Origin of the sequence: Actibacterium atlanticum (genome assembly GCF_000671395.1) — a bacterium.
Lineage (GTDB): Bacteria > Pseudomonadota > Alphaproteobacteria > Rhodobacterales > Rhodobacteraceae > Actibacterium_D > Actibacterium_D atlanticum.
This window is the reverse complement of the sequence record NZ_AQQY01000015.1, coordinates 12,920-36,320: the sequence shown is the minus strand read 5'-3', so window position 1 is coordinate 36,320 and position 23,401 is coordinate 12,920. Positions and strand designations below refer to the sequence as shown.

At 59.0% G+C, this 23,401-nt stretch carries 25 protein-coding genes; 15 read left to right on the top strand and 10 right to left on the bottom strand.

The genetic code is table 11. The annotated features are described in order from the left end of the window. The first annotated feature begins 246 nt into the window (after window positions 1-246). From ATO10_RS15465 to moaE, 8 genes are all read left to right on the top strand, one after another. Entirely contained in the window at window positions 247-2,256 is a 2,010-nt protein-coding gene (locus ATO10_RS15465) for a hypothetical protein (RefSeq protein WP_272945314.1), read from the top strand. A 165-nt stretch (window positions 2,257-2,421) separates the two neighbouring features. Further along, window positions 2,422-3,219, top strand: a complete 798-nt coding sequence (locus ATO10_RS15460) for a S49 family peptidase (protein ID WP_035253321.1) — start codon at window positions 2,422-2,424, stop codon at window positions 3,217-3,219. 181 nt (window positions 3,220-3,400) lie between these two features. After that, window positions 3,401-4,366 (top strand): calcium/sodium antiporter, encoded by a 966-nt coding sequence (locus tag ATO10_RS15450; RefSeq protein WP_035253317.1) that lies wholly within the window; start codon window positions 3,401-3,403, stop codon window positions 4,364-4,366. A gap of 12 nt (window positions 4,367-4,378) precedes the next feature. After that, window positions 4,379-5,164, top strand: a complete 786-nt coding sequence (locus ATO10_RS15445; RefSeq protein WP_035253315.1) for an SDR family oxidoreductase — start codon at window positions 4,379-4,381, stop codon at window positions 5,162-5,164. A gap of 305 nt (window positions 5,165-5,469) precedes the next feature. Then, window positions 5,470-7,362 carry an excinuclease ABC subunit UvrC gene (uvrC, locus tag ATO10_RS15440; RefSeq protein WP_051598194.1) on the top strand — a complete coding sequence of 631 codons (1,893 nt, stop codon included), beginning with the start codon at window positions 5,470-5,472 and terminating at the stop codon, window positions 7,360-7,362. 18 nt (window positions 7,363-7,380) lie between these two features. Next, window positions 7,381-8,055, top strand: a complete 675-nt coding sequence (gene pgsA, locus ATO10_RS15435) for a CDP-diacylglycerol--glycerol-3-phosphate 3-phosphatidyltransferase (protein ID WP_035253313.1) — start codon at window positions 7,381-7,383, stop codon at window positions 8,053-8,055. Beyond that, window positions 8,048-8,296 (top strand): molybdopterin converting factor subunit 1, encoded by a 249-nt coding sequence (moaD, locus tag ATO10_RS15430; protein WP_035253311.1) that lies wholly within the window; start codon window positions 8,048-8,050, stop codon window positions 8,294-8,296. Before pgsA ends, moaD begins: the two co-directional genes overlap by 8 nt. 3 nt (window positions 8,297-8,299) lie before the next feature. Next, window positions 8,300-8,743: a molybdopterin synthase catalytic subunit MoaE gene (moaE, locus tag ATO10_RS15425; protein ID WP_035253309.1), complete on the top strand. Its 444-nt coding sequence runs from the start codon at window positions 8,300-8,302 to the stop codon at window positions 8,741-8,743. A 73-nt stretch (window positions 8,744-8,816) separates the two neighbouring features. On the opposite strand, the gene ATO10_RS15420 is transcribed toward moaE, so the two are convergent. The 3 genes from ATO10_RS15420 to ubiA all read right to left on the bottom strand — a co-directional run bounded on the left by ATO10_RS15420 (window position 8,817) and on the right by ubiA (window position 12,045). After that, window positions 8,817-9,143 carry a hypothetical protein gene (locus ATO10_RS15420; protein WP_035253307.1) on the bottom strand — a complete coding sequence of 109 codons (327 nt, stop codon included), beginning with the start codon at window positions 9,141-9,143 and terminating at the stop codon, window positions 8,817-8,819. Then, window positions 9,130-11,016: an OmpA family protein gene (locus ATO10_RS15415; RefSeq protein ID WP_035253306.1), complete on the bottom strand. Its 1,887-nt coding sequence runs from the start codon at window positions 11,014-11,016 to the stop codon at window positions 9,130-9,132. The genes ATO10_RS15420 and ATO10_RS15415 overlap by 14 nt, the downstream gene beginning before the upstream one ends. 63 nt (window positions 11,017-11,079) lie before the next feature. After that, window positions 11,080-12,045, bottom strand: coding sequence for a 4-hydroxybenzoate octaprenyltransferase (gene ubiA / locus ATO10_RS15410; RefSeq protein ID WP_035253331.1), 966 nt, complete (start codon window positions 12,043-12,045; stop codon window positions 11,080-11,082). Between the two features lie 13 nt (window positions 12,046-12,058). On the opposite strand from ubiA, the gene ATO10_RS15405 reads away from it, so the two are divergent. Genes ATO10_RS15405 through ATO10_RS15395 form a run of 3 tightly spaced genes read left to right on the top strand, consistent with a single transcriptional unit; the run spans window position 12,059 to window position 14,837 of the window. Continuing rightward, the gene (locus ATO10_RS15405; protein WP_035253304.1) at window positions 12,059-12,883 is read left to right on the top strand and encodes a 16S rRNA (uracil(1498)-N(3))-methyltransferase; all 825 of its coding nucleotides are present in this window, start codon (window positions 12,059-12,061) and stop codon (window positions 12,881-12,883) included. Beyond that, window positions 12,880-13,407 carry a hypothetical protein gene (locus ATO10_RS15400; protein WP_051598192.1) on the top strand — a complete coding sequence of 176 codons (528 nt, stop codon included), beginning with the start codon at window positions 12,880-12,882 and terminating at the stop codon, window positions 13,405-13,407. The genes ATO10_RS15405 and ATO10_RS15400 overlap by 4 nt, the downstream gene beginning before the upstream one ends. 59 nt (window positions 13,408-13,466) lie before the next feature. Continuing rightward, a complete protein-coding gene (locus ATO10_RS15395) occupies window positions 13,467-14,837 on the top strand; it encodes a glutamate--cysteine ligase (RefSeq protein ID WP_035253302.1) in 1,371 nt (456 codons plus the stop codon). A 39-nt stretch (window positions 14,838-14,876) separates the two neighbouring features. Here ATO10_RS15395 and ATO10_RS15390 read toward each other — a convergent pair whose 3' ends face one another. The 7 genes from ATO10_RS15390 to ATO10_RS15360 form a co-directional block, all read right to left on the bottom strand. Beyond that, window positions 14,877-15,263, bottom strand: coding sequence for a DUF805 domain-containing protein (locus ATO10_RS15390; RefSeq protein ID WP_035253301.1), 387 nt, complete (start codon window positions 15,261-15,263; stop codon window positions 14,877-14,879). A 123-nt stretch (window positions 15,264-15,386) separates the two neighbouring features. Continuing rightward, entirely contained in the window at window positions 15,387-15,863 is a 477-nt protein-coding gene (locus ATO10_RS15385; RefSeq protein WP_035253299.1) for a YHS domain-containing (seleno)protein, read from the bottom strand. A gap of 165 nt (window positions 15,864-16,028) precedes the next feature. Further along, window positions 16,029-16,514, bottom strand: coding sequence for a hypothetical protein (locus ATO10_RS15380; protein ID WP_035253297.1), 486 nt, complete (start codon window positions 16,512-16,514; stop codon window positions 16,029-16,031). Next, window positions 16,498-17,109: a glycerol-3-phosphate 1-O-acyltransferase PlsY gene (plsY, locus tag ATO10_RS15375; RefSeq protein ID WP_035253296.1), complete on the bottom strand. Its 612-nt coding sequence runs from the start codon at window positions 17,107-17,109 to the stop codon at window positions 16,498-16,500. Before plsY ends, ATO10_RS15380 begins: the two co-directional genes overlap by 17 nt. A 3-nt stretch (window positions 17,110-17,112) precedes the next feature. Beyond that, window positions 17,113-18,396: a dihydroorotase gene (gene pyrC, locus ATO10_RS15370; protein WP_035253294.1), complete on the bottom strand. Its 1,284-nt coding sequence runs from the start codon at window positions 18,394-18,396 to the stop codon at window positions 17,113-17,115. Between the two features lie 36 nt (window positions 18,397-18,432). Continuing rightward, window positions 18,433-18,867 (bottom strand): hypothetical protein, encoded by a 435-nt coding sequence (locus ATO10_RS15365; RefSeq protein ID WP_051598191.1) that lies wholly within the window; start codon window positions 18,865-18,867, stop codon window positions 18,433-18,435. Further along, window positions 18,860-19,813 (bottom strand): aspartate carbamoyltransferase catalytic subunit, encoded by a 954-nt coding sequence (locus ATO10_RS15360; protein WP_035253293.1) that lies wholly within the window; start codon window positions 19,811-19,813, stop codon window positions 18,860-18,862. Before ATO10_RS15360 ends, ATO10_RS15365 begins: the two co-directional genes overlap by 8 nt. Before the next feature lie 104 nt (window positions 19,814-19,917). Between ATO10_RS15360 and ATO10_RS15355 the strand changes: the two genes are divergently transcribed. The 4 genes from ATO10_RS15355 (at window position 19,918) to ATO10_RS15340 (ending at window position 23,399) form a co-directional block, all read left to right on the top strand. Next, window positions 19,918-20,700, top strand: a complete 783-nt coding sequence (locus ATO10_RS15355) for a uracil-DNA glycosylase (RefSeq protein ID WP_035253291.1) — start codon at window positions 19,918-19,920, stop codon at window positions 20,698-20,700. After that, window positions 20,697-21,302, top strand: coding sequence for a metallophosphoesterase family protein (locus ATO10_RS15350; protein ID WP_035253290.1), 606 nt, complete (start codon window positions 20,697-20,699; stop codon window positions 21,300-21,302). Before ATO10_RS15355 ends, ATO10_RS15350 begins: the two co-directional genes overlap by 4 nt. Then, window positions 21,299-21,841: a molybdenum cofactor biosynthesis protein B gene (moaB, locus tag ATO10_RS15345; protein WP_035253288.1), complete on the top strand. Its 543-nt coding sequence runs from the start codon at window positions 21,299-21,301 to the stop codon at window positions 21,839-21,841. The genes ATO10_RS15350 and moaB overlap by 4 nt, the downstream gene beginning before the upstream one ends. A 100-nt stretch (window positions 21,842-21,941) precedes the next feature. Further along, window positions 21,942-23,399, top strand: a complete 1,458-nt coding sequence (locus ATO10_RS15340) for an efflux RND transporter periplasmic adaptor subunit (protein WP_035253286.1) — start codon at window positions 21,942-21,944, stop codon at window positions 23,397-23,399. Window positions 23,400-23,401: the final 2 nt, after the last annotated feature.

Here is a 23,401-nt window from a genome sequence, read left to right as displayed (position 1 = left end):
CGTCAGGCTCATAACCTGAAGGTCGCAGGTTCAAATCCTGCCCCCGCAACCAATAAAAACACATCGCTCACTGATACAGCATACCAGACCTATTACGAAGCTCGTTTGTCTGTCTATTTATGGTTCGTTGTGGTCGTTAAACTACCATAGTTTTCGACGCCGATTAGTGGGATAGCCTAGTCAATACATTGCTGATAACACTGCAACACGTAATTAGATTTATTAAAATGGAATTCGGCTTTGCAAGTGTCAAAATCCTTCCCTTACAAATACTCCTTTGCGTTTCATCATAGCTCGCACTTCCATGCTGCAAGGAGCGACCTGCGAGAGACTTGGCTCCTTCAAAACGGAACGTACGGAGACAATATCCTTGTGGGTACAGAGAGTGATGACGAAATTTATGGCCATGCCGGAAATGACATTTTACTAGGTCTCGACAATAATGATTATCTCGATGGCGGAGAAGGAAAAGACTATATTCTCGGTGGTGCTGGAGACGATAGGTTGGTCAGCCAAGGTGAACGAGATGTTCTGGTTGGCGGAACCGGCGCAGATACCTTTGAATTTATCAGTGTAAATCAAGGTAGCATCGTTTCTGATTTTGAAACTGGAATTGATACTCTAGATCTAAGCGAACTAAGTATTACCTTTGAAGACTTAAAGCTTTTCCATCTATCGTCTGGTACTTTTCTTTCTGCAGCGAATGGTTGGATTTTTCTTACAGGGGTAGAGGCGAACAATTTGGTTGCAACCGATTTCATGTTCGCTCCTACCGAGGAGGAGGTGTTCCCAGCTGTCATTGAGCTTCAAGAACTGCACGTGAGTAATGGCTTTGTGATCAACGGCAAAGGTCAAAGCGATAAAAGTGGCTACTCTGTCAGTATAGCTGGGGATGTGAATGGTGACGGCATAGATGATGTGATCATTAGTGCTCCCCGGGCTAATCCGAATGACCAGACAGTTGCAGGAGAAGTTTATATTCTGTTTGGTTCTGATAGCTGGAACAGTGAAGCCTTTGAGCTCTCGGACCTAGATGGTTCGAATGGCGTGACAATCCAAGGGGGCGCTCCGCTAGACTATATCGGGTTTCAAGTGAGCGCGGCCGGAGACGTAAATGGAGATGGAGTCGATGATATAATTATCGGCGCCCCAAATGTGTTTGGCCCTGACTCCTCTAGCAATGGAAAGGCATATGTCGTGTTCGGGTCGAATGACGGGTTGGGTTCACACCTGAATCTCACGGATCTTTCTGGCAACAACGGCTTTTTGATCCAAGGCGATGAAAAGTCTTTTGGTGCGGCAGTAAGTGGTGCTGGCGATATAAATGGCGACGGCATAGATGATATAATCGTAGATAATTATATCATATTTGGGTCTGTTTCAGGTTTTGGTCCGCTATTGGAACTAGATGGCATTGATGGAACGAACGGGTTTGTCATAGGCGAAGAAAACGCTGTATCGGCGGTCTCAAATGCCGGCGACATAAATGGTGATGGCATTGATGACATCGTGGTTGGGTTTTCGGAGGAAGGTAGCAGTCGGGCCGGCCAGGCCTATGTCGTTTTTGGCTCCGAAGCAGGTTTCGAGGCCACTTTGAACCCTGATGAACTAAATGGCAGCAATGGCTTTGTAATCGAAGGCGCAGACCAGTATGACTACGCTGGCTTCTCCCTAAGTGCTGCAGGGGACGTAAATGGTGATGGCGTTTCTGATATCATAATCGGTGCTGCAAACACGAGTTCGATAGACGGAAGTGAAAATGTAGAAGCGTATGTCGTTTTCGGTTCATCTCAAGGGTTTGATGCGACCTTGGCTCTCAGAGATCTTGATGGCACCAACGGCTTCAAGATTGAAGGCATAGGCGAGTTTGATAGCTACGGATTCATGGTTAGTTCTGCCGGTGATGTTAATGATGACGGAATTGATGATATCATCTTTGCAGATACCAGCGATAGCAACGCGTATGTTGTGTTCGGAACCGATGAAGGCTTCGAAGAACTCGTAAGTCCATTTGATCTTGATGGCACCAATGGTTTCAAAATCGCAGGTATCAACAATGCTCCAGACTCGGTGCTGACAACGATATCTGCAGCCGGAGATTTCAATGCGGATGGCATTGATGATCTCATTATCGGCAGCATAAATGCTGATCCCAATGGAGTTCAAAATGCTGGGTCAACATACATCGTTTTTGGTCGCGATACGTTTGATGAAGCAGCCAGCGCGATCGAAGTGACGGATGACTTTTGGGTCTAGCTGAGTTGTGTGATCGCTCGACCGGTAGGGTACTCATATAACCGCACAAGACAAGTTTAACTGTGTAGGTACACAGAATGGATAATCGCATCTCAGATGCAACATCTACCAGAGTTTACTGAACGCGCCTTGTTCTGTGGGCCTAGGCATTCTACATCCACCTTCATGAAACGCTGGATCCCGTTCCTGAAATCCAACCCGACGGTGGCCGTCGTCCGTATGACCGGGGTGATTGCCTCTGGTGCGCGGGGGGCGTTGAATGACGCGGGGGTGGCTCCGATGTTAGAGCGCGCCTTTGCCAGGGGAAAACCCGACGCTGTGGCCTTGATGATCAACTCTCCGGGCGGCTCACCCGTGCAGACATCACTGATCGCCGCGCGCATTCGCCGGTTGGCCGTTGAAAAAGACGTCCCTGTTATCGCCTTTGTCGAAGACGTCGCAGCCTCGGGCGGGTACTGGCTGGCCTGCGCGGCGGATGAAATATGGGTGGATGCGTCCTCGGTCGTGGGGTCGGTCGGGGTGATCTCTGCCGGCTTCGGCTTTGACGAATTTATCAAACGCCACGGGGTAGAGCGCCGCGTGCATACGGCCGGCAAGTCCAAAAGCCTGCTGGACCCGTTTCAGGCCGAAAAGCCCGAAGACGTCGCCCGCCTACGCGCCATCCAGGAAGATATTCACGCCGCCTTCATCGCCTATGTGCAGGAGCGCCGCGCCGGAAAACTGCACACTGAAACAGACCTGTTCACCGGAGATATCTGGGTCGGTGCAAGTGCGGTGAACCTTGGGTTGGCGGACGGGGTTGGGCACTTGGTGCCAATGATGAAAGAACGTTTCGGAGACAAAGTTAAATTTCGCAGCTATGGGCTGCGCCGGTCGGTGTGGCAACGCCTGTCAGCGCGGGCCGTGGACGGGGCCATCGAACAGATAGAGGAGCGCGCACAATGGGCGCGTTTCGGTCTTTGATATGATGGTCAAAATCGTCAGCCTGTTTCTTGTTGCGATCGCCATTCTTGCCATGTTCGGCCGATTGCGCCTGCCCGGTGGTGGGAAAATCGGCTTGAAAAAAACCGCGAAATGTCCTCATTGCGGACGCCATAAGCTGGGTAAGGGGCCATGCCCCTGCCGCAAGGGATGAGAACCTGACATGATCGACTTTTTCTACGCGGGCCTTGGCCTTGTTATCCTGCTGCTGGCCGGGGACTCGCTGGTGAAAGGCGCGGTCAACATGAGCCTGCGTCTGGGCGTGCCGCCATTGATTGTCAGCCTGACGATTGTGGCCTTTGGCACCTCGGCGCCAGAGCTGCTGATCGCGGTTCAGGCGGTCGAAGATGGCGCACCCGGTATTGCGCTTGGCAATGTCGTTGGCTCCAACACCGCCAACATCCTGCTGGTGTTGGGGGTGCCTGCGATCATATCCGGCCTGCATACGTCAGAATGCGAGACCCGGCGCAACTATGTGATGATGATCTTTGGAACGCTGGTCTTCATTGTCCTGTGTTTCCTGGGGCCGATCACCTGGGTGCATGGGCTTGTGTTGCTGGCACTGCTGACCTTTGTTCTGGTCGATGCGTTCCGTGCGGCCCATTCGCACCGTCAGGATGCCAAGGGCTGTGCCTCCATGGCCATCGAGGACGAAGAAGAACTGGAAGGCGCCGACCCCGGCCTGCCGGTTTGGAAAATCGCGGGCTTTATGCTGTTGGGCCTGATCGGCCTGCCTTTGGGCGCAGATCTTTTGGTGGACGCCTCGGTCAATATCGCGCGCTCCTACGGGGTGTCGGAAACCGTGATCGGCCTGACCCTTGTCGCCATCGGCACTTCGCTGCCCGAACTGGCCACCACCGTCATGGCCGCCCTGCGCCGTCAGGCAGATGTGGCGTTGGGCAATGTGATTGGCTCGAACATGTTTAACTTGCTTGCCATCATAGGCATCGCCAGCTTCGTTGGCCCCATGCCTGTGCCTGCGCAGATGCTACAGTATGACATTTGGGTCATGCTCGGGGCATCGCTGTTGCTGGTGCCCTTCGTGTTCCGGGATATGAACATCACGAAAAACTGGGGCGTGGCCTTGACCGGGCTTTATGTGGTCTATGTTGCTTCGGTGTTGCTGTAACCGGAGGATCCCATGTCGACTCAGAAGGCTCTTGTCACTGGCGCTGCGAAACGCCTTGGCCGTGCCATGGCGCTTTGCCTTGGCCGCAAAGGCTATGACGTGGCGGTGCATTTCAACGGTTCGGCTGAGGCGGCAGCCAGCGTCGTAGACGAGTTGCGCGCCATGGGGCGCAACGCTGTGGCGCTGCAGGCTGATCTGCTGAAAGAAACCGAAGTCAGCCCTCTGATCGAAGATGCAAGTGCGGCCTTGGGCGGGCCTTTGGACGTGCTGATCAATAACGCCTCTTTGTTCGAGTACGACAACATTGAATCCGCCAGCCGGACCAGCTGGGACAGGGCAATAGAATCCAACCTGCGCGCGCCGTTTGTGCTGACTCAGGCCTTCGCGGCACAGGCCCCCAAGGCCACGCCAGACGCCGCCGGAGAGCCCGTCGCACAGGCTTTGGTGGTGAATATGCTGGATCAGCGCGTGCATAAGCTGACGCCGGAGTTCATGTCCTATACGCTGGCCAAGATGGGCCTGTGGGCCTTTACCCAGACCGCCGCGCAGGCGCTGGCTCCGGATGTGCGGGTGAATGGCATTGGCCCCGGCCCAACCCTGTGCGGTGCCAACCAAAGCGCGCAGCATTTCGCGGCGCAGCGGGCCTCGACCATTCTGGGGCGGGGCGCCAACGAAGACGATATTGTCGCGGCGCTGGAGTATCTTATGGGGGCCAAAGCCGTCACCGGTCAGATGATCGCGGTGGACGGTGGGCAGCATTTGGCGTGGGAGACCCCAGACGTTCTTGGGGTGGACTGACACGCCCGTGTTAACACTGCACCTGCGGCAATCGTCCACATGTTATATTGCGTTTACAAAACCTTCACTATTTCTTGAGTGTTTTCAATGATTTGACAGGCGTAAAGAAAAATAGCGTTTAAAATCAATGCATTGCAAATCCGCCTAAAAATTATGCAAACACGTGAACTAGGCCATATACAACGAAAATTTGCGTCTGGCCCAAACTAACCCCCAGACTTATCCACAGGTTTCGTGGACATGTTTTTTCTTGCCACCTCTGACATATCATTGCAGCACGGGTAAGGAATCACGATATGGGCACTATGGGCGAAGACATTTCTTCTTTGGGCACGCAATCACACCCGCAACGGCCGACCGGGCACGCCTGTGTGCAGTCCTATCTGCCGATGCTGGACAATTCGCCGGGCGTGTACCGGATGCTGGATGCCGATAGCCGGGTTCTCTATGTCGGCAAGGCGCGCAGCCTGCGCAAGCGGGTGTCGAACTATGCCAACCCCAACGGGCACACGGCGCGGATCCTGCGGATGATATCCGAGACGGCGTCGATGATGTTTCTGACGACGCAGACCGAAACCGAGGCCCTGCTGCTTGAACAAAACCTGATCAAGCAGCTTAAGCCCCATTACAACGTGCTGCTGCGCGATGATAAGTCTTTCCCGAACATTCTGATCACCGGCGACCATTCCTTTCCCGAACTGCGCAAACACCGCGGCGCCCGCAAAGCCAAGGGCAGCTACTTTGGCCCCTTTGCCAGCGCGGGCGCGGTGAACCGGACGCTGAACCAGCTGCAAAAAGTGTTTCAGCTGCGCAGCTGTTCGGATGCGACGTTCGATAGCCGCTCGCGCCCTTGTCTGCTCTATCAAATCAAGCGCTGCGCCGGACCCTGCGTGGGCAAAATCACGCCCGAGGATTACGGTGATCTGGTCAAAGATGCCGAACGGTTTCTGTCGGGCAAATCCACCAACGTGCAGGAAGAGCTCGCCGCGCAGATGCAAGAAGCATCTGACGCGATGGAGTTCGAAAAGGCCGCCGCCCTGCGCGACCGCATCCGCGCGCTGACTCAGGTGCAATCCAGTCAGGGCATCAACCCGCGCACCGTGCCCGAGGCCGATGTCATCGCCCTGCATATGGAGGGCGGGCAGGCCTGCGTTCAGGTGTTCTTTATTCGCGCCAATCAAAACTGGGGCAACCGTGACTTTTACCCCCGCACCGGCGGCGGCGCGTCCGAAACCGAGGTGCTGCAAGCCTTCTTGGGCCAGTTCTACGACAACAAGCAACCGCCCCGGATGATCCTGCTCAGCCACGACATCGAAGACCGCGATCTGCTGGCCGAGGCCCTGTCGGCCAAGCTGGGCCGCAATGTGGAACTGGCCGTGCCCAAACGCGGCGAAAAGGCCGAGCTGGTGTTCAACGCCGCCCGTAACGCCCGCGAAAGTCTGGGCCGCCGCATGTCGGAAAGCGCGGCGCAGGGCAAGCTGTTGAAAGGTGTGGCCGAGGCGTTCGGGCTGGAAAATCCACCCAACCGGATCGAAGTCTATGACAACTCGCACATTCAGGGCAGCCACGCAGTGGGCGGCATGATCGTGGCGGGCCCCGATGGGTTTCTCAAAAGCCAGTACCGCAAGTTCAACATCAAGGGCGATGACCTGACGCCCGGCGATGACTTCGGCATGATGCGCGAGGTGCTGACCCGCCGTTTCACCCGCTTGCTGAAAGAAGACCCGGATCGCCAATCCGGCGCATGGCCCGATCTGATGCTGATTGACGGCGGCGCGGGGCAGGTCAGCGCGGTGGAACAGGCGCTTGCCGACATCGGCGTCGAGGATGTGCCCTTTATCGGCGTCGCCAAAGGCGTGGATCGTGACCACGGTAAGGAAGAGTTCCACCGCCCCGGCGCCAAACGCCCCTTCGCCCTGCAACGCAATGACCCGGTGCTGTATTTCATTCAACGCCTGCGCGACGAAGCCCACCGGTTTGCCATCGGCGCGCATCGTCAGAAACGCTCCAAGGCGATGGGCCTGACCAAACTGGACGAGGTTCCCGGCGTCGGCGCCTCGCGCAAACGGGCGCTCTTGGCGCATTTCGGCTCGGCCAAGGCGGTCAGCCGGGCGGGGCTGGCCGATCTGAAAGCGGTGGATGGCATCTCCAATGCATTGGCCGAAACCATCTATGGCTTCTTCCATGAGAAGGGCTGACGCGGTAAACCCCTAGTCATGACATGGAATATCCCCAACATCCTGACCGTCCTGCGCCTGTTGGCCGCGCCCGGCGTGGCGCTGGCCTTTGCCCTGCTGCCGCGCCCCTTTGCTGACTGGGTCGCGCTGATCCTGTTTGTCGGCGCATCCCTGACCGATTGGCTGGATGGCTATCTGGCCCGCAAATGGGATCAATGCAGCCGTTTCGGCGCCATGCTGGACCCGATCGCCGACAAGGCGATGGTGGTGATCGCGCTTTTGGTGGTGGTGGGCTATGCCGGCATGCCTTTGGTGCTGGTGATCCCGGCGACCTTCATCTTTTTCCGCGAGGTCTTTGTTTCCGGCCTGCGCGAGTTTTTGGGCGCGCAGGCAGGCTTGCTGAAAGTGACCAAGCTGGCCAAGTGGAAGACCACGCTGCAAATGGTCGCCATCGCAGTGCTGTTCTTGCAGGGGCTGTTTGAACATTACGTCGGGATGCTTTCCTATGGCATGGGCGCGCAGATATTTGCGGATGTGCTGGCCGGAAATATCGCAGACGAATTCGGCCTGGGCTGGAAATATCAGGGCATGCTGGCCACGTTTTATGGCGGCGTTGGCCTGATGTGGCTGGCCGCGCTTTTGACGGTGGTGACCGGCTGGGACTATTTCAGCAAGTCGCTGCCCTATCTGCGCGAGGAGGAAAGCAATGATTGATGTGCTGTATTTCGCATGGGTGCGCGAGCGCATCGGCCTGCCGCGCGAACAGGTCGAGACCAGCGCCGCGACCGTCGCCGATCTGGTCGAGGAATTGCGTAGCCGCGAAGAACGTTACGCCGCCGCCTTTGCCGACCTGTCTGCGCTGCGGGTGGCGATTGATCAGGAACTGACCGAATTTGACGCGCCCTTGGATGGCGCGCGCGAGGTGGCGTTCTTTCCGCCGATGACCGGGGGCTGATCCATGGCCGTGCAGGTACAGAAGGAAGCTTTCGATGTCGGCGCCGAGGTGAACTGTTTCACCGCCGGATGCAAAGACGCCGGCGCTGTGGTGAGCTTCACCGGCATTGTGCGCAACAATGCGGATGGCACGTTGCAGCGCATGCAGATTGAGCACTACCCGGGCATGACCGAAAAAGCGCTGGCCGGGATCGAGGCGCAGGCGCGTGATCGCTGGCCGCTGCAGGATGTGTTGATCATTCATCGCCATGGTGATCTGGCGCCGGGCGAGGTGATCATGATGGTCGCGACGGCCTCTAAGCACCGGATGGCGGCGTTTGAGGCGGCAGAGTTCTTGATGGATTACCTGAAATCCCGCGCCCCATTCTGGAAACAGGAATTCACAGCACAGGGCAGCGATTGGGTCGCTGCCAAAGACGTCGATGAAGACGCGTTGAAACGCTGGTGAATCTTATCAAATTGCGGCCCGTTCCGGGCCAAGAGATACCTCGCCGCTTGCGCGGCTCAGGCGGGCGTCTGGATCAACCGGCGTTCTGTTGTTCGACGTAGGCGCGCAGTTCTTCGGCCTCATGCCTTGCTTCGCGCAGACCGTCCATGGCGGCACGCAGTTCGGCCTCGGTCTGGGTCAGTTGGTTGGTCAGCTCGGCCTCGCGTTGCTGCAGGTAGGTGATCGCCTGATCGCGGGTTTCTTCGGCTTCGTGCAGCTGTTGCGCCATTTGGTCCAGTTCACCCATTTCCGATTGCGTGACGCGGGTGACACGGTGGATCAGCCATGAGGCAAACCAACCCATCAGGAAAGCGACGAACAGGATCAGGGCTGTTGCGATGATAAACTCAGTCCGGTTCATTGGTGTCTTCCGTTTCTGATGGGGTCTCTTGAGCGGTGTCGTCGGTGGCCGGTTCCGGCGCAATCAGCGTAAAGGCGATACGGCGGTTGGCTTCGCGGCCCGCTTCGGTTTCGTTATCGGCGATTGGCGTGGCTTCGCCATAGCCTTTGGCGGTCAGGTTGCTGATTAGCACCCGCCGCGCGACCAGCGCATTCAGCACCGCATCTGCGCGCTGTTGGCTGAGCGACAGGTTCAGCTTTTCGCTGCCCTGACTGTCGGTATGGCCGCCGATTTCCATCGGCACATCGGGGCATTCGCGCAGCACCTCGACGATCTGGTCGATCACATCGCGCGATGCGCCATCAATGGTCACGGAACCCGGCTCGAAGGTGATTTTCTGCGCCGTCAGGATGTCATTGATATTGGCCACACAGACTTCGGGCGCGGGGGCCTGATCTTCGGGCTCGGGCGGGGCCTCGTAGGCGACATCAATTTTGTAATTTTGCGCATCGCCCAGTTTCTGGCTGAACAGACGCGCGATTTCGGCGTTTGCATCGTCGCGGGTGGTGACACCGCGCAGTTCCAGAAATTCGGGCTGAACGATCAGGCTGCCGTTGGTCAATTGCGACAGGCCTTCAAGCCCGGTCAACACCCGCAGCGGCCAGCCGTCAGGCAGTTCAGCATCCAGCACCATGCCGCCGTGAACCTTGTTCAGGCCAAATCGGGCGCGGGCATAGCTTTCGGTGGCGCTGCGCGCGGGCAGGTCGGTCACCCGACCGCGCAGTTGCACCAAGCCCTCGGGGCTGAGCGTGGCGACGAACTCAGGCGGGCCGTCACCCTCACCGCGCCCGTCGATTTCAACCGGTTCGGGCAGCACCGCATGCAACGAGAACACATCGGGCAGGTCCGCTTCGAGCGCGCCAGTGATCTTGTCGAAATCGCGTTGCGGGGTCGTATCCAGCGCAATCAGGGTGATGTCGGCATCAGCCATGGTGACGCTGCCGCCGCCCAGTTCTTTCAGGGCCTTGATCGACATTTCCGCCGCCTCCCCCCAGCGCGGGCTGGGCATGCCCAGCCCAATGGTGCAGGTCGCCTTGCCTTCCAGCCCCACGGCGCGCGCCGCGGCCAGAATGCGCGTGGCGGTGGTGTTTTCCTCGGCCGAGCAGGCATCGAAGCGCGCGCCATCTTCGTCAATCAGAAAGCGCAGGGTAAAGGGCGTGATAACCGGGCGGGGCGCGGAAATATTCATTGCCAGATCAACCCCATCGGGGCGCGCGTTGCGCAGCTTGTCTTCAAGGCTGGCTTTCTGACTTTCGCTGTCAGAAATCGCGGTGATGGCCACGCTGTCCGCCGCGATAGAAATCTTCGAGCGCGGCAGGATATCCAGCGCCTTCAGCCCAAATTCCAACGCCGCCTGCCAGCCCTCGGGCGCCGGGTAATCCGCGGTGTTCAGCATATCGGTAATCGGTGCGCCATCCGCAGCATCGCGCGCGGTGGATGAAATGTCTTCGCGTTGTTCCCCGGCGGGGATCAGGCCGATCATCGACACACCGGTTTCGTTGCGCAGCAACTCCAGCTTGAACTCGGGCGCCTCGAAGGGCTTTGCGGGGGTGACCTCCATCTCGTCCAGCACACGGGCGGCATCGACAATCGTGCCGGTGATGGTCAGGGCGCGAAAGCGCAACGCCTCGGTCGGGGCGGTGCCCGTCATGTGCACCTGCAAGCCATCGGCATCTGCCTGCGCCCAAGTGATGCTTTCGCGCGCCAGAGCCGAGTGGATTTCAGACTCGGCACGCGCTTCGATCAGATGAGAGGCAAGAACCGCCGTCAGTAGCGCCAGCAACGCGGCGATCACGATGGCGGACAGGGCGATCAGATTCGGGGCAAGGCGCATAGGCTGTCTTCGGGCTCCGGTTTGCAGTGGCACGTGTTTACTGGGGCAGAGCGTGTCGTGCAATCACAGCATTAAGGCCACGGCAAGAAACAGCACAGGGATCAGCCCGGTATCGCGGCAAGACCGGAACAGGGTCAGGCAAACGTCGGGGTTTTCTGTGTCCAGACGGCTGAGCAACCATGCCATGTGCCAGCCGGCCGCCCAGGCGCCCAGAACACCGATCATCATCGTAAAGAACGAGGCCTGAGACAGCATCGCCGCAACAATCGCCGCGGTCAGCAGGATCACAGTTGCCATCTGAAAGAACCGCAGGATCATTACGGTGTTGTCGCCAAACAAACGGGCCGTGGATTTGATGCCGATCAGCGCGTCGTCCTCGCGGTCCTGATGGGCATAGATCGTGTCATAAAAGATCGTCCAGGCGATCCCCGCCAGATACAGCAACACCGCCGGCAGCCCGACCGAGCCGGTATGCGCCGTCCAGGCCAGCAAGGCCCCCCAGTTAAAGGCGATGCCCAGAAACAGCTGCGGCCACCAGGTAAACCGCTTGGCAAAGGGATAGATCGCCACGGGGATCAGCGCCAATAGGCCCAGAATGATCGTCGCCCCATTAAAGGTGATCAGGATCCAACCGGCAAAGGCCGCCTGCAGCCCCATCCAGGTATATGCCTGTTTCATCGTCACCTGCCCAGATGGGATGGGGCGTGATCTTGTACGCTCGACCTGTGCATCCAGATCTTTGTCGGTGATGTCGTTCCACGTGCAGCCCGCGCCGCGCATCAGCCAAGCGCCCATGCCGCAGCCCAGAATGATCCAGATATCAAGCGCCCGCCACCCGGTTGCCGCGGCGGCCAGCAGCACGCCCCACAGGCAGGGAATGAACAGCAGCCACGTACCAATCGGGCGGTCCGCCCGCGACAGCCGCAGATAGGGGCGCAGGGCCTTGGGGGCCCGTGTATCGACCCAATTCCCTGAAACCGCGTCGGAAACCTGTCCTGCAAGCTCTGGCGTTTCGGGTGTACTGGTCATATCGTCTGCTCCCATGAGCGATAAGAAATCTGCAAAAATCCGGCTCTTTGTAGAGCACGTTCCGGGGCAGGGGCAAACCCTTGATTTGGCCCGCGACCAAGCCCACTACCTGTTTGGTGTCATGCGACAGGGCGTTGGCGATTTCTTGCTGATCTTTGATGGAAAAAGCGGCGAGTGGCTGGCGCAGGTGGCACAAGCCGGCAAACGCGCCGGGGTGCTGACCTGTGTCGAACAAACCAAACCGCAGATGAATCCGCCGGACCTGTGGCTGCTGTTCGCGCCGATCAAAAAGGCCCGCACCGATTTTATCGTCGAGAAAGCCGCTGAAATGGGGGCGGCGCGGATTTGCCCTGTGGCAACCGATTTCACCAATTCCGAACGTATCCGCCAAGACCGGCTACAAGCCCACGCGGTCGAGGCCGCCGAACAATGCGGCGGCACCTTCGTGCCTCAGGTGACCGAGCTGCAAAAACTGGATGCTGTTCTGGCTAACTGGCCCCCGGATCGCCAGCTGATGTTCTGTGACGAAGCCTTGGCAGGTGCGACCGATACACTCACGCAGGTGAGTGCCCGCACCGAGGGGGGGCGTGAAGCGCCCGCCCTGGGGGGCGGTGCGGGCGCTCACCGGGCCGCAAGCGACCCGGTGGAAGAACTTTCCAAACAGCCATGGGCCATCCTGATTGGCCCCGAGGGCGGGTTTTCGGCCGCCGAACGCACCCGCTTGCATGCGCTGCCCTTTGCCCATGCGGTATCGCTTGGCCCCCGCATCCTGCGGGCTGATACCGCTGCCGTCGCCGCCATGACCGTTTGGCAACAAGCACTGGGGGATTGGGCATGAGCTTCATAAGGCCCGAAATCGCCGCCCGCCTGAGCCGCTACCAGGAAACCTTGCTGGCGGTCGTGATGGTGCTGATTGGCCTGCGCATCTATGCTTTTGGCGGCTTTGTCTTGCAGGGGGTCGGCGGAATTATCACTCTGGTCTCAGTGGCTTGGGCTGTCATCGCTCTGCGCCGCGCCCGTTTTCCCACCGGTAAAGGCGGGCAGGGCGTGGTCGAGGTAGACGAGCGCCAGATCACCTATCTATCGCCTGTTGACGGTGGCATGGCCTCGATTGATCTGCTGGTTCAGGTCGAGATCGAAACCAACTCGGCCAGCGCCTTCGCGCCGGACCTGCACTGGGTGTTCCATTCCGATGGCATGCCCCTGCTGCGCATCCCCGGAAATGCTGCCGGGATTGATGCGCTGTTTGATGTGCTCAGCGCGCTGCCCGGTGCAGATTTCGGCAAGGCCGCCGAGGCCGCATCCTCGACCCGCAATGCCAAGTTCGTGATCTGGCAAAAAGACCGGCGCAAGCTGCATTGACATCCGTTGCCCGTGGCGACACCTGTTAGGGGTAACGAATAGCAAGGAAAGCGGCGCTCATGTCTATCCCCCAGTCCGGCGGCGGCCCGATCGAAAGCTTTGACCAGCTGGCAGGCTATCTTGAGGCGGGCAACAAACCCAAAGACGATTGGCGCATCGGCACCGAGCACGAAAAGTTCGGCTATTGCAAAGACACGCTTAAACCGCTGCCCTATGCCGGGGAGCGCTCGGTTCTGGCCGTGCTGGAAGGGTTGCAAAAGGCCCACGACTGGGCGCCGAACTTTGAAGGCGAACACCTGATTGGGCTGGAAAAAGACGGCGCGAACGTGTCGCTGGAACCCGGCGGTCAGCTGGAACTGTCGGGCGCGCCGCTGGAAAACATCCACCAGACCTGCGACGAGGTGAACACCCACCTGCGCGATGTAAAACACATCGCTGACAAGGTCGGCGTGGGTTTCATCGGCCTGGGCGCCGCGCCCGTCTGGACCCATGATCAGATGCCGGTCATGCCCAAAGGCCGCTATAAGCTGATGACCGACTATATGGATAGCGTCGGCACCATGGGCAAAACCATGATGTATCGCACCTGTACCGTGCAGGTGAATCTTGATTTCGCGTCGGAACAGGACATGGTTCAAAAGTTCCGCGTCGCACTGGCCCTGCAACCCGTCGCCACAGCGCTTTTTGCCAACTCCCCCTTCCTTGAAGGCAAACCCAACGGGCTGAAATCCTACCGCTCTGCCGTCTGGCGCAATCTGGATGACGCCCGCACCGGGATGCTGCCCTTCGTGTTCGAAGACGGCATGGGGTTTGAACGCTATGTCGACTACGCGCTCGATGTGCCGATGTATTTCGTCTATCGCGATGGCAAATACATCAACGCGCTGGGCCAAAGCTTCCGCGATTTTATGAAGGGCCAACTGCCCGCGCTGCCGGGGCAGGTCCCCACGCTGTCAGACTGGGCCGATCATCTGACCACGATCTTCCCCGAAGCCCGCATCAAGAAGTTCATGGAAATGCGCGGCGCCGATGGCGGCCCGTGGCGGCGTCTGTGTGCATTGCCCGCCTTCTGGGTCGGACTGATGTATGACCAGACCGCGCTGGATGCCGCTTGGGATCTGGTCAAAGACTGGGACTCTGATACCCGCGAGGCCTGGCGCGTCGCTGCATCCGAACAGGCGCTACAGGCCGAAGTGAACGGGGTTCAAATGCGCGACCTTGCCGCCCGTGTGCTTGAAATTTCTAACGCCGGTCTTGCGGCCCGCGCCCGCCCCGGCGCCGCAGGCATGATCCCGGATGAATGCCACTTCCTGAACGCGCTGCAAGACAGTGTTGAAACCGGACAGGTTCCCGCGGACGAGCTGCTAGAGAAATACCACGGCGATTGGAATGGCGACATCAGCCGCATCTACAACGAATTCAGCTATTGAGCACCGGGCCCGGCACGGGCCGGCCCCGGTAACGCTCGCTCAGACCGATAGTGCTGCCGCACCGCCAACGGGGACGGGGCCATACTTGTTCTCGCCTTCTCCCGACTTGCTCAGCCAGTAGATCAGAATGATCACGCCGATGAGGGGCACCAGCAACAACAACTGCCACCAGCCAGAGCGGCCAATATCGTGAAGCCTACGAGAGCAGGCCGAAATGCCAGGGATGATAGTGGCCAGCGAAAATAGACTGCTGATCAGTCCAAGGTCTTCCATTCCTGTATCGAAGACCATCATATCGACGCCCCCCAACAACAAGCTGCCGAGAAAGCAAAACAGAACGAAATACCAGTATTCAGACCGGACCGCGCGGCCTGAAAAAGTGAAATACTTGCGAAGACAGGTTGTTGTCGCTTCCTGAAAGCCCATCGGAAATCTCCTGAATAAAAAAAATCACAATTCAACCATAGGTAGCTCCGGAAAATCTAAAAGTACAAGTCTTAATAGTCGGGCGGCCCGAAACCGGACCGCCCGTTGGTATGAAAACCGCGGTTACTGACCCAGCAACGCGGCCGGATCTTCCAGCGCGATATTGGTCCAATTGCCATCGGCCTGGGTGATGAAACCCGGAATGTCGCCTTCCCAGCGTTGCTGAATGCTTTGCGACAGGTTCAGGTACAGCTTGTCGTCGACAATGCGCCAATAGCTGGGATCGCCATCAAATTTGAACCCCATGGCCGCGCCAAAGGCGCAGTAGCCGCCGTAAGCCGGCAGGTAAGCCTGCGGGTCGGCCTCGAACAGCTCTTTGTGTTCCTTGCTGGCGAAACGATAGGTCGCGTCATCATAGGTTGTGGTGATCTGCCAGTCGCCTTTGGTGGGTGCGCCTTCGGTGAAATAGGCAACAGGGTCATAGCCCTGCAGCGCCAATCCGGTGGACGAAGCGTTGATCTCGACGCCCGCAGCCAAAGCCGAGGTCGCAAGCCCGACCGACACAAATGCCGCCGAAACGACAGTTTTGAACATGTTCATCAGAACATCCTTTCAGTGATTTGAAATAGCCGGCGGGTGGAAATTTCCCGGGCGGCTCAAAGTTGCGCAGGCCATAATCGTGGCTGCCCAACCTACTTGAGCAGCCCCGGGATCACGTTCAAATCAATGATTTTTGTTGTGCATTTGCGCAGGGCGCGGCCTGTGTCAAAGCGCGCGGCGGAACCATCGCGCTGGAAAAATCGTGTCTAGGGTCGTGTAAAGCGTGCCAACCATCGCCCCCCACAATGTTGCAAAGATCAGTCCAAATATGAAGCAGAAGGCGGTGAAGTAGATCGCGCTACGGAAGCTCGCTTCGTAAATCCCTAACAGATCGAAGATCAGCCAAAAGGTGAGAACCAGAATTGGTGTCAGCATGTTGGCGAAAAGTCCCCCTAGGGCCAGTCGTTCGGTCGTTGGGGGAACACGTCGTGACATCTGGAACATCACCGGGAAGCCGGCAATCAGATAGGGCCCGATCCCGAAGAAACCTGCAGATGTCACCGCGAGGTACCAGAATGAAATGTGTTCGGGGGTGTAGATTTCATACTCGGAGAGCGCAATTGGCACTCCAGTCGTCAGAAGTGGCGGAAGAATGAAACATACCAGAAACAGCGGGACACGTAATTTGTACCCGTTACTTGGAACCACCAATCTTTGTCTCCTCACCGCGTTTAAGACGCTGTATATTTTCCCAGTGCCGGACATAGACCAACAACATCAGGACAATGCTCAGGATCAGCATTTTGCCATGGCCAAGGTTCATCGCCCAGACCGGCAGTGATGCCACCGCCGCCAGCGCCGCAACCGATGAATACCGAAAGGCCACCGCCACACACAGCCATGTCGCGCAGGCCGCCAAGCCCACGGGCCATGCCAATGCCAGCACCGTCCCAAGGAAGGTGGCTACGCCCTTGCCGCCTTTAAAGCCCAGGTAAACCGGGAAAAGATGTCCTAAAAATGCAGCCAAACCAGCAAGTTGCGCGGCATCCTCGGATCCAAAGAACGCACGGGCCACCAGCACGGCAATGCCGCCTTTGCCGGCGTCCAGAACCAGCGTCAAAAAAGCCGCCAGCTTATTGCCGGTGCGCAAAACATTGGTCGCACCAATGTTGCCCGACCCGATTTTTCGCAGATCGCCCAGCCCGAAAAGCCGCGCGATGACAATGCCAAACGGCACCGAGCCCAGCAGGTAAGCCGCGACGCCAACCAGCGCAAGCATTTGATATGAAAGCGTTATCTCAGGCATGATTTACAAAGGATCGCCGAAAACACGCTCGCCCGCAACCCAGGTGTTGATCACCCGACCCTGCATCTTGGCACCGTCAAAGGGCGTGTTCTTGGACTTCGACACCAGTTTGCTGCGGTCCAGAATAAACGGGGCCTCGGGGTCAAACACCACCAGATCGGCAGGCGCCCCGGCAGCCATCCGGCCAGTTTTCAGACCCAGCCGTTTCGCCGGGTTCAGCGAAAGCGCGCGCCACAAAGTCGGCAGGTCCATCGCGCCCGCATGCACCATGCGCAGGGCTGCTGGCAACAGGGTCTGCAGGCCCACCGCGCCGCTCGCGGCTTCTTCGTATGGCAGGCGTTTGCTCTCTTCGTCTTGCGGCGTGTGCATCGAGCAGATCACGTCGATCAGCCCATCGGCCACTGCCTGAACCAGCGCCAGACGGTCATCTTCCGAGCGCAGCGGCGGCTTGATTTTGAAGAAGGTGCGATAGTCGCCAACATCCAGTTCATTGAGCGTCAGATGGTGGATCGAAACCCCGGCGGTTACGTCTAACCCTTTGATTTTGGCGCGTTCCAGCGCAGGAAGGGCGCGGGCGGTGGTGATCTGATCCGCGTGGTATTTTACGCCGGTCATTTCCACCAAGGCCATGTCGCGGTCCAGCGCCATGCGTTCAGCCATTGGCGAAACGGCGGGCAACCCGCGCAGGCTGGCGAACTTACCACTGGTGACCGCCGCGCCCTTGGACAGGCCCGGATCTTGCGGGTGAAGCATCACCAACGCGTCCAGCGATTTGGCATAGGTCATCGCGCGGGTCAAAACCTTGGTGTCCGTGGTTACGGTGTCGCCATCGGTGAACCCAACCGCGCCCGCATCCAGCAAAAAGCCGATCTCGACCATCTCGCGCCCGTCGCGCCCTTTGGTCAGCGCGGCCATAGGGTGGATGTGTACAAGGCTGTCTTCCACCGCGCGGCGGGTGACAAATTCAAGCGTTTCAGGGGTGTCGATACAGGGGATGGTGTCGGGCCGCGTGACCATTGTGGTCACGCCACCTGCCGCCGCTGCCTGCCCTGCGGATTTAAAACTTTCCTTGTGGCGTTCCCCCGGCTCGCAGATTTTCACGCCGATATCGACGATCCCGGGCGCCAGACAATGGCCGCCACAGTTGATGCGACGATCCGATTCCGGCGCGGCTTCGCCCTCGGCTCCGGTGGCCCAGATAACCCCGTCCTTGATCAGCAGCCAGCCGGGGGAGTCAGTCCCGGCTTCGGGGTCAATAAGTCGAGCATTTTCAAGTAGTTTGCGCATTTTCCCCCCAAAGGTACAGTGCCGAGGTCAAGCCGGTCATCCGCGCCCCCCGGCCATGTGGCGTTCGATCTGGTCGCGCGTACCGTTCTTGTCGGCCAGGTATTTCATCAGGTGCTTATCGCCTGCGTCGGTTATGATCTGCACCGCACTGCCCAGCGTGCGCAGCTCTTTGATCTCGGCCAAACGGGCGGCACGGCCTTGTGGCCCCAGCAGGCGCTGGTCGGTCAGCTCCCAATAGGCGGTCAGATCGTCCGACGCCAAGTAAAAAGCCCGCACCCCAATCGCCAACAGCGCGGCGGGGGCGCCAACCCACCAGACCTCGCCCATCAGCTGCAACGCCACCATGGCGCCCACGGCCAGAACTGCGGCCATCACCACGTGATCGCGAATATACGTGGCGCGGTCGGCATCAAACCGGGCGATCACCTGTTCGCCATCTTTTAGCGGCGCGCGGGTTTGGGGCTCATACATAGACACCCTCCTGCGTTTCAGCCCGCAGGTTGCGGGCCAGCAGGTCCATCGCGGCCATGCGCACGGCGACGCCCATTTCGACCTGTTCCTGAATGACCGAACGGTTGATGTCATCGGCGATGGTACCGTCAATTTCGACGCCGCGGTTCATCGGGCCGGGGTGCATGACGATGGCGTCGTCCTTGGCGAAAGCCAGCTTTTCGGCGTCCAGACCGTAGCGGTGATAGTATTCGCGTTCCGACGGGATAAACCCGCCGTCCATGCGTTCACGTTGAAGCCGCAGCATCATCACCACATCGACGTCTTTCAGGCCCTCTTCCATGTCGTCGTAAATCTCGCAGCCAAATTCAGCGAACTGGCGCGGGACCAGCGTGGGCGGGCCAACCAGACGCACGCGGTTTTCCATTTTGCCCAGCAAAATAAGGTTTGAACGCGCCACACGGCTGTGGGCGACGTCGCCGCAAATGGCGATGTTCAGACGGTGCAAACGCCCCTTGGCGCGGCGGATTGTCAGCGCATCCAGCAAAGCCTGGGTCGGGTGTTCATGCTTGCCGTCGCCTGCGTTCAGCACCGCGCAGTTCACCTTTTGCGCCAGCAGGTCCACGGCGCCCGAATGCGGGTGGCGCACGACCAGCAGATCAGGGTTCATGGCGTTCAGCGTCAGCGCGGTGTCGATCAGGGTTTCGCCCTTTTTGATCGAAGACGCCTGCATCGCCATATTCATCACATCCGCACCAAGGCGTTTGCCGGCCAGCTCGAAACTGGCCTGCGTGCGGGTGGAGTTCTCAAAGAACATGTTGATTTGGGTCAGGCCTGCCAGCACGTCAGAATGCTTGACCGCGCGGCGGTTCAGATCGACATAGGTTTCGGCCAGATCAAGGATCGTGGTGATTTCCACGGGGTGCAAAGGCTCTATCCCCAGAAGATGTTTTTGGCGAAACGTCATGGGTGGCCTCCGTCTTGGTTGGTTTCTTATAGAAACGCAGATGGGCGGCGGCAAGAACCGATCCGCCGTTTACCTTTGCGGCCTGTGGCCCTAGCCTTTGGCGCATGGAGTCGGCTTTGGATTATCATACTGCGAAAGCACTGCTGGAATGGCAGATCGAACTGGGCGCGACCGAGTGTATCGGCGCGGATCCGGTGAATCGCTATGAACTGCCCGCCAAAGCGCCCAAACCCGCCGCGCCCGCCAATGAGCCCGTTCCGGTTGCCGCTGCACCCAAGGTGGACCCGGTGCAGGTGGCCAAAGCTGCCGCTGAGGGCGCCAAAAGCCTTGAGGCCCTGCGCGACGCGATGGACAGCTACGCCCATTGCGATCTGCGTAATGGCGCGCGGTCTTTGGTGTTTTCTGACGGCATGCCCCACGCCCGCGTGATGGTGGTGGGCGAGGCCCCGGGCCGGGAGGAGGACACACAGGGCAAGCCTTTTGTCGGCCGCGCCGGGCAGCTCTTGGATCGGATGTTTGCTGCGATCGAAATGCGACGCGACGCGCCTGATCGCGATAAGGCGATGTATATTGCCAACGTACTGCCTTGGCGGCCGCCGCAAAACCGCGACCCAAAGCCCGAAGAAGTGGCGATGATGCTGCCGTTTTTGGAACGCCACATCGCGCTGGCAAACCCCGATGTGCTGGTGCTGATGGGAAACCATTCGTGCAATGCCTTGCTGGGGCGTCGCGGCATCACCCGGCTGCGCGGCAACTGGCAAGAGGTGCTGGGCAAACCCGCGTTGCCCATGTTCCATCCCGCCTATCTGCTGCGCAATCCAATCGCCAAGCGCGAAGCGTGGCATGATCTGCTGTCGCTGCAATCCAAGCTGCGGGATTTGGCATGAAAATCCTCGCCTTTTCTGACCTGCACATGTCGCGCGGGCGGGCTGAATTGTTGACCGTTGCCGCTGAACAGGCTGATCTTGTCATCGGAGCGGGCGATTTTTGCAACATGCGCGAAGGGCTGGATGTGGCGATGCATCTGCTAAGCGGGATTACGGCGCCGATGGTCATGGTGCCCGGCAATGCCGAAAGCGCCGACGAGCTGCGCGCGGCGGCCCTCCCGCACATGACCGTATTGCATGGCGAGGGCGTTGACATGGGCGGCCTGCGCCTGTTCGGCTTGGGTTATGGCATCCCGGTGACCCCCTTTGGCGCGTGGTCCTGTGATCTGTCGGAACGGCTGGCCGAGGATATGCTGACGGCCTGTGAAACCGCCGACATCCTGATCACCCACTCGCCGCCCAAAGGCATCGCCGACCGGACCTCCACCGGGGTGTCGGTAGGTTCGACCGCCATTTATGCGGCGATAGAGCGCATCCAGCCCCGGCTTGCGCTTTGTGGTCATATTCATGACAGCTGGGGCGAGAGCGGGCAGGTCGGCGATACAGAGATCGTCAACCTTGGCCCCAAGCCCAACTGGTTCGAACTGGAGCCCACATCATGAGCCGCATTGACGAAAGCCGCGAGTTTATCCCCGTGCGCATTGCCATCCTGACAGTGTCGGACACCCGTGGGCTGGCCGAGGATAAATCTGGCCAGACATTGGTCGACCGGCTGACCGATGCGGGTCATGTGCTGGCGGATCGCAAGATCATCAAAGACGAACGCGATCAGATCGCCAATCAGCTGCGCGCATGGTGCGCCGACCCCGAAGTGGACGTAATCATTTCAACCGGGGGCACCGGGCTTACGGGGCGCGATGTCACCGTCGAGGCCCACCGGGACGTGTATGAAAAAGAGATGGATGCCTTTGGCACCGTTTTCACCATGGTCAGCATGCAAAAGATCGGGACCAGTGCGGTACAAAGTCGCGCGACAGGTGGCGTGGCGAACGGCACCTACCTGTTTGCGCTGCCCGGCTCTAGCGGTGCGTGCAAGGATGCGTGGGACGAAATCCTTAAGCTACAACTGGATTATCGCCACCTTCCCTGCAACTTCGTGGAAATATTCCCACGACTGGATGAACATAAACGACGGAAATAGTGATCGCGCGCGTATCAGGCTTATCTTGGCGGAACGCGTTGAAGGCACTAGGTTATTTGCCAAAGCAACCGAATTCCATTGAAACGGGATGATATCAGCCATGCGCTTTTTGCGCCGCAGTCTTATCGGAGTGTTCATGCTGGCAGCCACGCTGGGCCTGCTGGCGTTTGCTGCGAACACCGTCTTTTCAGCCCTCTCGGATCGACTGGCCGAAGAAAACCGCCCGCGTCAGGTGCGGGAACGGGTATTCGCCGTGATGGTCGAGCCGGTGGTTGCGCGGGATGTGACTCCTGTGATGACCGCCTTTGGCGAGCTGCGCTCAACCCGCACGCTGGATATCCGGGCAAAGGCCTCGGGCACTGTGGTGGCCTTGCACCCGGCCTTCGAAGAAGGCGGCCGGGTTCAGGCCGGTGATCTTTTGGTGCGGGTGGATCAGGCTGATGCGCTTTCAACGCTTGAAGTTGCCAGCGCAAATATGACCGAAGCCGAGTCCGAAGTGCGCGACGCCAAGGTTGCGTTGGCGTTGGCTGAAGATGATCTGGTCGCCGCGCAGGAACAGGTTTTGCTGCGCGAAAAGGCGCTGGCCCGTCAGTTGCGGGTTCTTGAAAGCGGGTTTGGCTCGGATGCGCAGGTGGAAACCGCTGAACTGGCCGCCGCGACGGCGCGTCAGTCGGTCTTGGCCAAGCGCCAGACACGTGCCAACACTCAAAGTCGGGTGGCGCAGGCCGATATCAACCTGTCGCGCCAGAAGATCGCATTGCAAGAGGCCGAACGGGCGCTGGCCGACACTCAGATTTACGCGGCCTTTGACGGCACCCTGTCCGGCGTTTCGCTGGTGCAGGGCGGTCTGGTTGCGGCGAACGAACAACTGGCGCAATTGATTGCAGGCGACACGCTTGAGGTCTCGTTCCGCCTGTCCACCGCGCAATATGCGCGCCTATTGGAAAACGGCTCTCTGATCAACTCGGACCTTCAGGTGCGCTTGTCGGCTGACGGTTTCGACCTGACTGCGCCGGGCGTCATAACCCGCGAAAGTGCTATTGTGGGCGAAGGCCAAAGCGGGCGGTTGATTTTTGCGCGCCTGCAAGGGACCGCCGGGTTCCGGCCCGGTGATTTCGTAACCGTTCTGGTAGAGGAACCTGCCCTGAACGATGTCAGCATTCTGCCTGCCGCTGCGCTGGGCGCGGATGGCAGTGTGCTGGTCGTGAACGCCGAAGACCGGCTGGAACGCGTTGTTGTGGATTTGCTGCGCCGACAGGGCAATGATGTGATCATTCGCGCGTCTGGCTTGATTGGTAAAGAGGTCGTCGCCGCCCGCACCCCGCTTTTGGGCGAAGGGCTGAAGGTGCGTATTCTGCGCCCCGCAGCGCAGGGCGAAGCCGCCACAAAACCCGATATGATCGAGCTAAGCGAAGAGCGCCGCACCCAGCTGATCGCCTTTGTAGAGGGCAACAATCGCATGCCTGAGGACGTCAAAGAACGGCTCTTGTCACAGTTGGCGCAGCAGGCGGTTCCGGCCAGCACCGTTGAACGGCTGGAAAGCCGGATGGGGGGCTGATC